Annotated in this window: 12 protein-coding genes; 1 reads left to right on the top strand and 11 read right to left on the bottom strand. The window is 43.2% G+C overall.

Going from position 1 to position 12,303, the window contains the following annotated elements; all coding sequences use genetic code 11:
• Positions 1 to 68 precede the first annotated feature (68 nt).
• Entirely contained in the window at positions 69 to 773 is a 705-nt protein-coding gene (sigK, locus tag PGH26_RS05995; protein WP_323693089.1) for an RNA polymerase sporulation sigma factor SigK, read from the top strand.
• A gap of 217 nt (positions 774 to 990) precedes the next feature.
• Here the strand turns inward: sigK and mtnN are convergent, their stop codons facing one another.
• The 11 genes from mtnN to recD2 form a co-directional block, all read right to left on the bottom strand.
• Positions 991 to 1,683 (bottom strand): 5'-methylthioadenosine/S-adenosylhomocysteine nucleosidase, encoded by a 693-nt coding sequence (gene mtnN / locus PGH26_RS05990; RefSeq protein WP_323693088.1) that lies wholly within the window; start codon positions 1,681 to 1,683, stop codon positions 991 to 993.
• 29 nt (positions 1,684 to 1,712) lie between these two features.
• Positions 1,713 to 2,432: a YrrS family protein gene (locus PGH26_RS05985; RefSeq protein ID WP_323693087.1), complete on the bottom strand. Its 720-nt coding sequence runs from the start codon at positions 2,430 to 2,432 to the stop codon at positions 1,713 to 1,715.
• A gap of 104 nt (positions 2,433 to 2,536) precedes the next feature.
• Positions 2,537 to 3,010, bottom strand: a complete 474-nt coding sequence (greA, locus tag PGH26_RS05980) for a transcription elongation factor GreA (RefSeq protein WP_323693086.1) — start codon at positions 3,008 to 3,010, stop codon at positions 2,537 to 2,539.
• Positions 3,011 to 3,111: 101 nt separating this feature from the next.
• The gene (udk, locus tag PGH26_RS05975) at positions 3,112 to 3,750 is read right to left on the bottom strand and encodes a uridine kinase (RefSeq protein WP_323693085.1); all 639 of its coding nucleotides are present in this window, start codon (positions 3,748 to 3,750) and stop codon (positions 3,112 to 3,114) included.
• A 33-nt stretch (positions 3,751 to 3,783) separates the two neighbouring features.
• Positions 3,784 to 4,422 (bottom strand): O-methyltransferase, encoded by a 639-nt coding sequence (locus PGH26_RS05970; protein ID WP_323693084.1) that lies wholly within the window; start codon positions 4,420 to 4,422, stop codon positions 3,784 to 3,786.
• A gap of 23 nt (positions 4,423 to 4,445) precedes the next feature.
• Positions 4,446 to 5,570: an endolytic transglycosylase MltG gene (gene mltG / locus PGH26_RS05965; protein WP_323693083.1), complete on the bottom strand. Its 1,125-nt coding sequence runs from the start codon at positions 5,568 to 5,570 to the stop codon at positions 4,446 to 4,448.
• Between the two features lie 113 nt (positions 5,571 to 5,683).
• Positions 5,684 to 5,980 (bottom strand): DUF1292 domain-containing protein, encoded by a 297-nt coding sequence (locus PGH26_RS05960; protein WP_323693082.1) that lies wholly within the window; start codon positions 5,978 to 5,980, stop codon positions 5,684 to 5,686.
• A gap of 9 nt (positions 5,981 to 5,989) precedes the next feature.
• Positions 5,990 to 6,409 carry a Holliday junction resolvase RuvX gene (gene ruvX, locus PGH26_RS05955; protein WP_025784829.1) on the bottom strand — a complete coding sequence of 140 codons (420 nt, stop codon included), beginning with the start codon at positions 6,407 to 6,409 and terminating at the stop codon, positions 5,990 to 5,992.
• Positions 6,406 to 6,678 carry an IreB family regulatory phosphoprotein gene (locus PGH26_RS05950; RefSeq protein ID WP_025784830.1) on the bottom strand — a complete coding sequence of 91 codons (273 nt, stop codon included), beginning with the start codon at positions 6,676 to 6,678 and terminating at the stop codon, positions 6,406 to 6,408. The genes ruvX and PGH26_RS05950 overlap by 4 nt, the downstream gene beginning before the upstream one ends.
• Before the next feature lie 84 nt (positions 6,679 to 6,762).
• On the bottom strand, positions 6,763 to 9,393 hold the full coding sequence (gene alaS / locus PGH26_RS05945) for an alanine--tRNA ligase (protein WP_323693081.1): 2,631 nt from the start codon (positions 9,391 to 9,393) through the stop codon (positions 6,763 to 6,765).
• Between the two features lie 393 nt (positions 9,394 to 9,786).
• Positions 9,787 to 12,297 carry an SF1B family DNA helicase RecD2 gene (gene recD2 / locus PGH26_RS05940; protein ID WP_323693080.1) on the bottom strand — a complete coding sequence of 837 codons (2,511 nt, stop codon included), beginning with the start codon at positions 12,295 to 12,297 and terminating at the stop codon, positions 9,787 to 9,789.
• Between the last annotated feature and the right edge of the window lie 6 nt (positions 12,298 to 12,303).

Here is a 12,303-nt window from a genome sequence, read left to right as displayed (position 1 = left end):
AATTCAGCGGTGATACGCCATCTTAATACCGCATAGGATGTCAGACAACGACACAGGAGGTGGATCATTTGAGCGGCTTTGTGATGGCTCTAGTCCAACTATGGCTCGAAATCCCGGCAGTTTTAGGATACATTCGCGGTCAGGCATTTAAACGCCCACTATCAAAAGCAGAAGAAGCCGATTGTCTCGAACGTCTGGCGCAAGGGGACGAAGATGCCCGTGATGAACTGATCGAGCGCAATATGAGGCTCGTTGCTCATATCGTTAAGAAGTTCCATCCAAAACACGAACAGCTTGACGATTACATTTCTATAGGCACAATCGGACTAATGAAAGCTATCGCCAGCTTTACGCCGGACCGGAAAACCAAACTAGCCACTTATGCTGCACGCTGTATTGAAAATGAGATTTTAATGTTTCTGCGCACCCAGAAAAAAACACAGAAAGATATCTCTTTATACGAACCGATCGGAACGGATAGTGAAGGTCAGTCTCTGGAAATTGCAGATTTGCTGCAAACAGACGAAGAGTCTCCACATGGTCAAGTAGAACTAAATGAACGTAAAGAGCGGCTTTATCGCCACTTGCACAAATTAGAAGGTCGTGAACTTGAAATCATCCAAAAGCGATTCGGTTTACTGAACGACAAACCAATGACACAAAAAGAAATTGCAGATCAGCTTCAAATTTCTCGCAGTTACGTCTCAAGAATTGAAAAAAGAGCGATTGTTAAATTGTATCAGTTGTTTAAACGAGAACAAGACTCAAAATAACAGCGGTCTCCATAGAAAAAAAGACATCTCCAGCATTCGTACCCTCGCTGGAGACGTCTACACTGATTATCCTCAATCAGCTTTTACTTCAAAGTAGATCACGCCTGTAAGAGCGGTCGTGACGACAAATGCGCCTAACATTAAAAATAACATACTAGTTGCCTCCTCGCTCCATGAATTAGGTTCTACTACTTATGTTCAGTTTACCACGAATGTGTTAAAGTTTCGAGATGACTTGGCGAACAACTTCTGAAGAATGTTGTGCAGCTGCCGGAAGGAACTCATCGAAGGATAACGATGATTCTTTTCCAGCAATATCTGAAAGTGCTCGAATGACAACGAATGGCACTTTATACTCTTGACACACTTGTGCGACAGCTGCAGCTTCCATTTCTGCAGCGATAAGTTCAGGAAACTGCTGCTTCACATTATATACTCGTGCCGGATCGCTCATAAACACATCTCCTGAGGCGATAAGTCCAGTAGCATGTGCATGCTTTCCAATGTCTTCAACTGCTTTCGCAGCTGCAAGGAGCAGCTGCTCATCTGCCAAATAAGTGACTGGGCCTCCTGGTACTTGACCGAGTGCATACCCAAAAGCTGTCACGTCCACATCATGATGTGTAACGTCTTTTGACAACACTACTGTTCCGACTTCTAAGTTTTCACCTATCCCCCCTGCAGATCCTGTGTTCAATACAGCGTCAGGTTTGAACAATTGGAGCAATAAAGTAGTTGCCACTGCGGCATTCACTTTACCAATGCCACTTTTTACGAGGACCACTTCCCGGCCATCCAGCGTCCCTTCACTAAATTCATAGCCCGCAATTTCTGTGTGCCGTGCTGACTGAAACTGATTTTTAAGGATTGTAACTTCCTCTTCCATTGCACCGATTATTCCAACCTTCATCATTTTGTCCCCCATCTGTTCTTCACCAATTAGTAGTCAAAGTCTAGTGTATTCAATACGTCCATTTGTGTTGGTTTCCAGCCTTCGCCGTCAACCCATTCTAAATAGACTCGATATTTTTTAGATTTATCTTTTGAAGAAACAATCCCAATCGACTTTTGCGGGCTCCCCCCATTTTTAATCTTCCAGAAAATCAATTCGTTTTCAGACATACCTGTCGCATACGCCAGCGCTTTCTGTTTCTCTTTCCAGTCAATAGACTTACCATCATACTGGGAAACGTGATTCCCCGACTGCGACGTTCCTACAGGCTCCCACGATGTGTTTGAAACTGTTTCATCCACAACAGCATCTTCACTGGCAGTATATGTAACTGTTCCTTCTTTTTTGTCCTCTTTCTTTTGTGATGAATCGCCACTATCCTCAGAGTCACCAGATTCGTCACTGACTGTTCCTTCTTTAGATGAGTCATCGTCCTCAGAGTCATCAGCTTGATCTGAACTCCCTGAATTGTTTTCAGCCTCAGTTTCATCATCACTACTTACAATGCTGCCCGTTTCATCATCCGGAGTTGTTTCAGTTATAGCTGCTTCTTTGTTTTCTGGTGTGCTGTCACTTGATAGGATTTTGACACCTACAAGTACTATTAGCAATACAACGATTGCAATCATCCAATTCAACATCTTATTGCCCTTATTATTCTGCCGCTTCCGGCGCACCCTTGAAAGTTCAGGTTTTTGTTCACTCATTTGAAATCATCTCCTCTAGTTCCACGCTTTACCGATTGGACGTTTCTCCATGTGGGATGTTTCACAAAAAAAGCCGCCTTTAGTTTGAAGGCGGCATCTCTGTGTTACTTCACTTCTGTGATTTCAACTTGCATCTCGCCGCCAGGTGTGATGATTTTCACCTGATCTCCTTTTTTTCGGCCAAGAATCCCCTTGGCAATAGGTGAATCATTGGAAATCAGCCCTTCTAACGGGTCAGCTTCAGCGGATCCGACAATCGTATACGTTTCAACTTCCCCATCAGGGATTTCTTTAAACGTTACTGTGCTGCCGAGTTGTGCTTCTTCAGTACGTGAATCTTCAGAGATAATTACAGAGTTGCGGATCATCGATTCAAGAGACGAAATCTTTCCTTCAATGAATGCTTGGTCTTCTTTCGCTGAATCGTACTCAGAGTTCTCAGACAGGTCTCCGTAACTGCGAGCAATTTTAATGCGCTCCACAACTTCTTTACGTTTTACTGTCTTAAGAAATTCTAGTTCATCTTCTAATTTCTGTTTGCCTGAAACAGTCATTGGATATTTTTTTTCAGAAACCATTTCCTCACTCCTCATTTTGCAAAATCATCAAAATAATATGTCGCACCTCGAAAAAGGTATGCGACATAGTGTTTACTATATGAATATCTGACAACATCATATTACAAATCATTACCAGAATCAAGAATTGTTTTTATTTTCGTTACCATTAGGTCAATCGCGACTTCATTATGGCCGCCCTCAGGAATGATAATGTCTGCATATCGCTTGGTAGGTTCAATGAATTGATTGTGCATGGGTCTAACCACACTCATATACTGATCAATAACCGATTCGATAGTTCTTCCCCGGTCATTAATATCGCGCAAAATCCTTCTGATAATGCGTAAATCTGCATCTGTATCGACAAATAGCTTAATATCCATCAGGTTTCGTAAGCGCTTGTCTTCGAGGATTAGAATTCCTTCTAGAATAATTACATCTTTCGGTTCAATAGCGATTTTTTCGCTTGATCGTGTATGCAAAGCATAATCATAGACAGGTTTTTCAATTGACTGGCGAATCAGGAGTTTTTCCAAATCCTCAATCAATAAGTCCGTATCAAATGCAAGCGGATGATCATAATTCGTCGCCAGGCGTTCTTCAAATTCCAAGTGTGACTGATCTTTATAGTAAAAATCTTGTTCGATTACGACAACAGAGTGCTCTTGAAAAACGTGATGAATCTTTTTAGTAACACTTGTTTTCCCTGAACCTGAGCCTCCAGCGATACCGATGACCAATGGTTTTTGCGTTCCCATTTTACTTTTTCCTCCTCTGTAGCTGATGCGAATTTATGAATTTTTACGGGCGATTAAAATTCCGTCTCCTACAGGAAGCAAGGAAGTTTCGAACGCGGTATTTCCCATTATCCATTCTGTAAAGGCTTTTAGATTACGAATCATTGTCCGATTGCGTTTCGGCACTTCCTGTTCTTCTAAAAACACCATTCCATGCATAAACATGTTGTCGCAATAAATGATGCCGCCAGTCTTCACGAGTGGTTCATACTTCTCAAAGAAGCGCTTATACTGACCCTTGGCAGCATCTATAAAGCAAGCATCAAAGTGATCAAAGGGAAGTGCAGATGTGTCAAAAGTCAACGCATCATCCTTAAACAGTGAAATCCGGTCATTCAAATTGGCACGTTGAATGTAGTGCACTGCCTTCGCATGTCTTTCCTCATCGCGTTCAATTGTGGCGATATGCAACTCTGGATTTGCTTGTGCAAGACGAATCGCAGAATAGCCAATCGCGCTTCCGATTTCAAGCAGCGCAGTCGGCTTTTGAATACTCAATAAGCCGATAAACGTCTCGATTCCACTGCGCTCCATGATCGGAACAAAATGCTCCTGAGCATCCTCTTCCATTTCTTGCACAATTGGATCCAATTCCTTCTCGAAGTTCAACCTGTATGATTCATAATTCGACATTTTCCTAACTCCATCCTGCTGTTTTACTTACCATCTATATATTGCGCTTTTAGCTTCAAGTGCTCATCATACGTCTTAGCAAAGTGGTTTTTCCCAGTTTCATCTGCTAGGAAATAAAAATACTTTGTATGAGAAGGATCGATTACAGCCTCAATCGATGCTGCACCGGGCGCTGCAATCGGACCAGGCGGCAATCCTTTGTTCTGATACGTATTGTAAGCATTTTTAACTTCCAGATCCTTCAAAGACACTTTGTCTTTATGCTCTCCTAATGAATAAAGAACGGTTGGGTCCGTTTGCAGAGGCATGCCTTCTTCTAAACGATTGTTAAAGACGCTTGCGATTGTCTGACGATCCGCTTGTGCAGTTGCTTCGCGTTCAAGCAATGATGCAAACGTCAGCAGCCAGTGAACCGACTTCCCATTCTCTTCAAGAGCGGCTAGATAAGGTGTGACATTAGCCTTTGTACCTTCTATAAGTGTTTCTACAACCGTTTGCACGGTTGGTTCTTCTTCATAGAATGGGTACGTCGCAGGGAACAAGTAGCCCTCTAGCGGGTGACGGATATTTTCGTTTTTCACTTCATCCGAAATAATTTCGGGATAGACAGCTTGCAAGTTCGCGATTGTCTCATCCGAATCAATATAAGTGATAAACTCTTCTTTTGGTATTTTGGTTTTTGCTTCTACGCGTTCCGCGATTTGGTCGACTGTTAATCCTTCAGGAATCGTCATGGTGAACACAGGTGTGCGATAGACTTTTCCCGTCTTCAAACTTTTGAGTAGCTCATTAGGGGTCATGGCCTTGGACAATTCGTAAGTACCTGCTTGAAAGTCTGCTTCGTTGTTCACTTTCGCATAATACTTGAAGATTTTAGCGTTTTTAATCAACCCTTTTTCTTCAAGAACTTGAGAGATTGTATCCAATCCTGAACCGATAGGAATTTCCACTGCAACCGTTTTTTCGGAATCTGCTTCCATTGGTTCCAAGGCACCTTTTATGTATCGATAAGTGAAGAATCCACCAATAGCAACAATTAGAATCAATGCAATCGCAATCCAAAAGACAATTTTGCGTACGACTTTAACTTCCTTTTTCTGTTCTTGCATGCGTTCAAACATCACTTCTTTTTTTGAACCCTTCGCCATATGGAAGGTCACCTCTTTCTCGTTGTATCACTGGCCAGCTGACTTAGCGCAACCAATCGTCTGCAATGAAAAAAACGGAACGGTGTGCACCGTTCCGTACGTGCGCATATGGCTTACTCTTCGTCTTCGTCTTGCTCGTCCAAGAATGTACCGAAAACTTCTTCGATCATTTCCCACTCTTCGTCTGATTCGACAGGCATTAGATCCCCATCTTCTCCGTCTTCAGAAGGGACGAAGCTGGAAGCAAAGATTTCAATTTCTTCGTCTTCGTTTTCAGACTCGTCACCAAGTACATGATAAAGTACATATGATTTACCATAGTCTTCTGATTCGAATGTGAAAATCACTTCACATACATGTTCTTGTCCTTTTTCATCTACAATTGTCATTGTTTCCATACCGTGTTCCATTTGATCACCTCATGTAGTTTTTGAGTCAAGATATCCTTGAAGAATCATGACTGCTGCCATCTTATCGATAACAGTCTTCCGCTTTTTACGACTTACGTCCGCTTCGATTAACATCCGTTCTGCGGCCATTGTAGTCATCCGTTCATCCCAAAGGATGGCAGGCATATTGAATTTTTCTTCTAGTAACTGGGCATATCTTTCAGAAGCCTCTGCTCGAGGACCAATCGAGTTATTCATGTTTTTAGGATGACCGACAACAAACGAACTGACATTATACTCTTTGACCAGTTCTTTGATCCGCTTCATACCTAAATTACCCGATTCTTCGTCAATTTGGACAGTTTCAATTCCTTGAGCTGTCCAGCCCATGGCATCGCTAATTGCGACGCCCACTGTTTTAGATCCTACATCTAAGCCCATCGCTCTCACTTCTTACTGCCTCCGTTTTCACGGACATAGAACTTTACAAGTTCCTCCAAAATTTCATCCCGCTCCAATTTACGGACCATATTACGCGCGTCCTCGTGGCGTGGGATATAAGCAGGATCGCCTGAGAGCAAGTAGCCAACAAGCTGATTAATGGGGTTGTATCCTTTTTCCTCTAATGCCTTGTACACGTGGAGCATCACCTGTTTGACCTCTTGCTCCATCGATTCCTCAGGAAAATTGAACTTCATCGTTTTGTCATATGAATTCACAATCGACACCCCGCTTTCAATTTGTCCGATCGGCTGACCAATATTATGACCCTTACAAGCCATACTTTCAGCAGCCGGATTCAGTTAAACAGATTTGACATAATCATACACGGAAAGAAGCGCTTCATCAAGTTTTGAGGCGTCTTTCGCTCCAGCCATTGCCATATCAGGGCGGCCGCCGCCTTTACCTCCGCATAATGAAGCCGCATGGCTGACAATTTTTCCTGCATGCTGTTGACCTTTCAAGTCATCAGTAACTCCTGCCGCAAGCATAACTTTGCCTTCAGAGGCTGCACCTAATACGATTACACCTTTTTCTACCTTTTGTTTTAGTTCATCAATCATTTGACGCAGCGCATTATTATCTTTTGTATCGACACGCGCAGCAATAACTGTCATATCGTCAATCTGTTTTGCGTTCGCTAACACGTCGGTCAACTGGCTATTTCCCAGTTTTGCAGAAAGTGACTCGTTTTCACGCTGCAATTCCTTCAATTCACCAAGGAAAGATGCTGCTTTAGCCGCAAGCTCTTTCGGATTGGTTTTAAGAAGTGACGAAGTTTCAATTAAAACCGCCTCTTCATCTTTAAATGAACGATATGCCTGTTTTGCAGTCACAGCTTCAATTCGGCGGGTTCCTGCACCGATACCGCCTTCTGATTCAATCTTGAAGACACCGATTTCTCCGCTAGAATGAACGTGACATCCGCCACAGAGCTCTAGCGAGTAGTCCCCTACAGACACGACACGTACGACGTCACCGTACTTTTCTCCAAACAACGCCATTGCACCCATTTCCTTCGCTTCTTCAATCCCTTTTTGTTCAATTGAAACCGCGATATCTTCCCAAATCTTTTCGTTCACGATCTGTTCGATTTGCTCTAATTCCTCTTTCGTGACTTGTCCAAAATGCGAGAAGTCAAAGCGAAGGCGATCTGGCCCTACATAAGAACCTGCTTGGTTAACATGATCTCCAAGTACAGTTTTCAATGCTTTATGCAATAAATGTGTTGCCGTATGATTCTTAACAGTCAATGAACGATCTGCTTTATTCACTTGTGCCCGGACAAACGTTGATGGTGTTACTTCACCTGAACGGACAATTGCCGTATGCAAATGCTGTCCATTTGGTGCTTTCTTAACGGATAGGACTTCTGCAGAAAATGAATCATTCGCGATCATTCCTTTATCTGCGATTTGCCCCCCGCTTTCAGCATAAAACGGAGTGCGGTCGAGAACAAATTGAATTTCATCTTCAATAATTGCGCGCTCAACCAGTTCTCCATCTTTTAAGAGGACAACAATTTTGGATTCACTTTCCAACTGATCATACCCAATGAATTCACTGGATTCATGGATATCGCCAAGTACTCCGGATTGAACGTGCATAGAGTCTACATCCTGACGGGCGCTTCGTGCACGCTTTCGCTGTGCTTCCATTTCATTACGGAAACCAGCTTCGTCCACTGCGACTCCTGCTTCTTCTGCAAATTCTTCAGTCAACTCAAAAGGGAATCCGTAAGTATCATACAGTCTGAATGCATCTGCACCAGATACAGTTGGCTGTTGCGCAGTTTTCGCTTTTGCTAAAATACCGCTCAGCATACTCATGCCTTCTGTTAATGTTTCATGGAAACGATCTTCTTCATTTTTCACGACTTTCATGATGAATTCTTGTTTTTCTTTTACCTGCGGATAGAAATCAGCCATTTTGTCAGCCACAACAGGAACAAGGTCATACATGAACGGACGATCTATGCCAAGTTGTTTTGCAAATCGTACAGCACGTCGCAAGAGACGTCTAAGCACGTATCCTCTTCCCTCGTTTGAAGGAAGCGCACCGTCACCGATAGCGAATGCAACCGTACGGATATGATCTGCAATTACTTTAAACGCTGTATCTTTTACAGCATTCTCACCATAAGCTTCGCCGGAAACTTTTTCAACTGCATGAATGATCGGCAAGAAAAGATCCGTATCGAAGTTTGTTGGAACTTCTTGTAATACAGAAGCCATTCGCTCCAGACCCATTCCCGTATCAATGTTTTTCTTTGGCAGCGGTGTGTACGTATGGTCTGGATTGTGGTTAAATTCCGAGAATACTAAGTTCCAAATTTCTAAATAGCGGTCATTTTCTCCGCCTGGATAAAGTTCCGGATCAGAGAAGTCATCTCCGTAAGAAGGTCCGCGGTCATAGAAAATTTCAGAGTTTGGTCCGCTTGGTCCTTCTCCAATATCCCAGAAGTTTCCTTCCAGACGAATGATCCGCTCCTCAGGCAAACCAACTTTCTCTTTCCAGATTGTATATGCTTCTTCATCTTCCGGATGGACCGTAATGGATAACAACTCAGGATTAAATCCAATCCAATCGGGATGCGTTAAGAATTCCCATGCGTAAACAATTGCTTCTTCTTTGAAATAGTCGCCAATAGAAAAGTTCCCGAGCATTTCGAAGAACGTATGGTGGCGCGCAGTTTTTCCGACGTTTTCAATATCATTTGTACGAATAGACTTTTGAGCGTTGACGATCCGCGGATTTTCTGGAACAACACGACCATCGAAATATTTCTTAAGTGTTGCGACACCGCTATTAATCCATAAAAGCGAAGCATCATCGATTGGAACGAGTGGTGCTGATGGCTCGATACTATGGCCCTTTTCTTTAAAGTACTCTAAAAACAAACTGCGTATTTCAGATGCTGTCAGTGATTTCATCAACAATTCCTCCTTGGAGATAAGCGTTTATTAGTACATGCATAGCGTCATGTGGTGCGAATGGTGAAAATGGAATATGAGCTAAACTTGCGCCCTTAAATATCTATTTCTACCTAGCTGAAAATAAAAAAACTCCGCCCCTGGAAAGGGACGAAGTGTTATTCGCGGTACCACCCTCATTGCCGAAAACGTAGACCTCAGCATCTTGAGTTGCCTTAACGCGGCATACGGCAGGGTTCACCCGCACTCCGGAGCAGCTTTCTGCAATCATTGTGCGAGCTCCCTTTCAGCCAGGGGGAACTTCTCTTTCCACACGCCATCATGCATACTTTCTCCATCAATGTGTTTTGTATTCAAGCTATACTTGGATTATAAGGAAGTCGGAAAGTGTTGTCAATCCACACTCACCATAAAATCATAAGGACTTTCACCATTCATCCCTACCATCGGGTCCACATCCAAAATCGTTTCAATAGATAAAACATGCGGCAGTTCCTTTTGGGATTGAACAACTTCCACGGTTTCACCTGCTGGACCTGTTTGAACGGATGCATCAGTCAAAGCATCAGCTGTATTAGCGGATACTTCTCGATCAGAGATAGTCGTCTCAGCATTAGGTGTATCAGATGCAACAGGCTCCAGGCTTTCCCCGCGCAGCCGTTCTTTAAGAGTCGTCTGCCTTTCACGCTCGTCCATCCGAGCGATGCCTTCTGCAAATTCGTTAGGGCTGCCACAAAGAATTAGAAAGTTTTTGGCTCGAGTAATCCCTGTGTACAGTAAATTGCGGCGAAGCATTTTACGATGACTGCGGACAACCGGCATAATGACTGTAGGGAATTCACTTCCCTGTGACTTATGAATAGAGCAGCAATAGGCCAGCGTTAACTGATTTAAATCCGATCGTTCGTAGGTCACTTCAATCCCGTCAAACGAGACAATCATCAGATCTTTTTTCTCAATCGTCTCTTTGGCTTTCAGGATTGAGATCACTTCACCCATATCCCCATTAAAGACATTGCTTTCTGGCTGATTGACGAGTTGCAGCACACGGTCTCCGATTCGGTATACAACATCTCCGAACGTCACTTCCTTGCGGCCGGAAGAAGCAGGATTCACCATTTCCTGAATCATCGAATTCAGCGCATCAATGCCTGCAGGACCTTTGTACATTGGTGCCAACACTTGAATATCCTTAATCGCTTGACCTTTTGCTAATGCATTTTTAACAATCTGGCTGACTGCGGTCGTTACTTGGTCTGCATCAGTCCGGATAAATGAACGGTCAGATGTTTTCATCGCTAAATCACCAAGCGGTTCAGACTTTTTGATGGCATGCGCCAGTTCAATAATTGTCGAACCAGCACTTTGGCGATAAATTTCAGTCAGTTCAACAACAGGTATTGTGCCGGACTCTAAAAAATCACGCAACACTTGCCCAGGGCCTACAGAAGGAAGCTGGTCTTGGTCTCCGACAAACAAAATTTGAGCATCATCATCGATTGCTTTCAATAACTGATGCGCGAGCCACGTATCCAGCATAGATGCCTCGTCAATAATAACCAGTCTCGCTTTGATTTCACGTTCGGTTTCTTCTTCTTTTTCTTGCCCGGTAAAGCCTAGAAGCCGATGGATTGTCATTGCTGGCAGACCGGTAGACTCTGATAGTCTCTTTGCAGCGCGCCCAGTAGGCGCAGCTAAGATGATCGGAAACGGCTCTTCCTTTTTGGCATACTCTTTCGGATCAAGCGTCAAGCCATGAAGCTCTGCGTACACTTCAACGAGACCTCTTACGACTGTCGTTTTCCCTGTTCCCGGTCCCCCCGTTAAGATCATGGCAGGCGAATTAAGCGCTTGTTCAATAGCCGCAATTTGCGTTTCTGCATAGTTAACGTCCAGACGTTCTTCCGTTTCTCCGATGGCTTTTCTCATTTCTGAGGACGGAAATGTATTTTCTCGATCCTGGTCCAAGATACGTTCCATCTTCGAAGCAATTCCCAGTTCTGAAAAATATAAGGAAGGCAAATAGAGTTTGCGCTGTTCTGCACTCAAACGGCTCTCTTCTACTAATTCAATAATAGCTGTTGAAATAAGTTTGAAGGGAATTTCTTCAGGTTGACTGGATTCCAAAAGACGTTTGACTTCCGGTAACACTTGAACAGCTTCCAAGTACACATGACCGCTAGAGAGAATCCCTGTGTTGATTGTATGCAGGATTGCAGCTTGAATTCTAGAAGTATGAGTACCTGTGATTCCCAGCTGTCTGCCAAGTTCATCCGCACGTTGAAATCCTACTCCTTCCACATCTTCAATAAGCCGATATGGATTTTCAGTCAGCTTTTCAATCGTTACTTCTCTATATGTTTGATAAATCCTCATCGCAACCTGCGGTCCAAATCCCCATTCATTCAATTTGACAATGGTCCGCTCTAAACCAAGATTATCCCGAAGAACGGAAACAAGTGTCTCTTTTTTTTCAGCGTTAAGACGCGGAACTTCATCCAAAACATCTTCATTTTCCATAATCTTGCGAATCGCTTCCGGGCCCAAATGATTAATAATCGTTTCAGCGGTTTTTCGTCCAATTCCAGGAAACATGTCTCCTGACAAGTAGTGAATTAACCCTGTTTCAGTTGCCGGTAATTCTTTTTGAAACGTCTTTACATCAAATTGCTGACCATACGTTGCGTGATTGATAAGTCTTCCGGTAAACCGGTACTCTTCCTCTTCAGATAGTTTCGGAAAGTTCCCTTTGACGACAATTTCTTTCCCTTCAAACGAACAATTTGTTTTTCGCACTTTCAGTTTGGCAATTGTAAACAAACTATCAGGGTTATGGAAAATCGTTACGACCGCTCTGCCAATTAAAAAAGGTTCTTCTTGAACTGCTGAATCGGTTTTTTCCATAGTCTA

Source organism: Sporosarcina jeotgali (assembly GCF_033304595.1).
Taxonomy (GTDB): Bacteria; Bacillota; Bacilli; order Bacillales_A; family Planococcaceae; genus Sporosarcina; species Sporosarcina jeotgali.
The sequence above is the reverse complement of the archived record's forward strand: the minus strand, read 5'-3'. Positions and strand labels throughout refer to the sequence as shown.

What these genes read in the sequence shown, in the direction of transcription:
- greA (WP_323693086.1), bottom strand. Translation starts at nt 3,010, where the DNA reads ATGGTTTCTGAAAAAAAATATCCAATGACTGTTTCAGGCAAACAGAAA.
- recD2 (WP_323693080.1), bottom strand. Translation starts at nt 12,297, where the DNA reads ATGGAAAAAACCGATTCAGCAGTTCAAGAAGAACCTTTTTTAATTGGC.
- mtnN (WP_323693088.1), bottom strand. Translation starts at nt 1,683, where the DNA reads ATGAAGGTTGGAATAATCGGTGCAATGGAAGAGGAAGTTACAATCCTT.
- PGH26_RS05960 (WP_323693082.1), bottom strand. Translation starts at nt 5,980, where the DNA reads ATGGAACACGGTATGGAAACAATGACAATTGTAGATGAAAAAGGACAA.
- PGH26_RS05985 (WP_323693087.1), bottom strand. Translation starts at nt 2,432, where the DNA reads ATGAGTGAACAAAAACCTGAACTTTCAAGGGTGCGCCGGAAGCGGCAG.
- PGH26_RS05970 (WP_323693084.1), bottom strand. Translation starts at nt 4,422, where the DNA reads ATGTCGAATTATGAATCATACAGGTTGAACTTCGAGAAGGAATTGGAT.
- alaS (WP_323693081.1), bottom strand. Translation starts at nt 9,393, where the DNA reads ATGAAATCACTGACAGCATCTGAAATACGCAGTTTGTTTTTAGAGTAC.
- udk (WP_323693085.1), bottom strand. Translation starts at nt 3,750, where the DNA reads ATGGGAACGCAAAAACCATTGGTCATCGGTATCGCTGGAGGCTCAGGT.
- mltG (WP_323693083.1), bottom strand. Translation starts at nt 5,570, where the DNA reads ATGGCGAAGGGTTCAAAAAAAGAAGTGATGTTTGAACGCATGCAAGAA.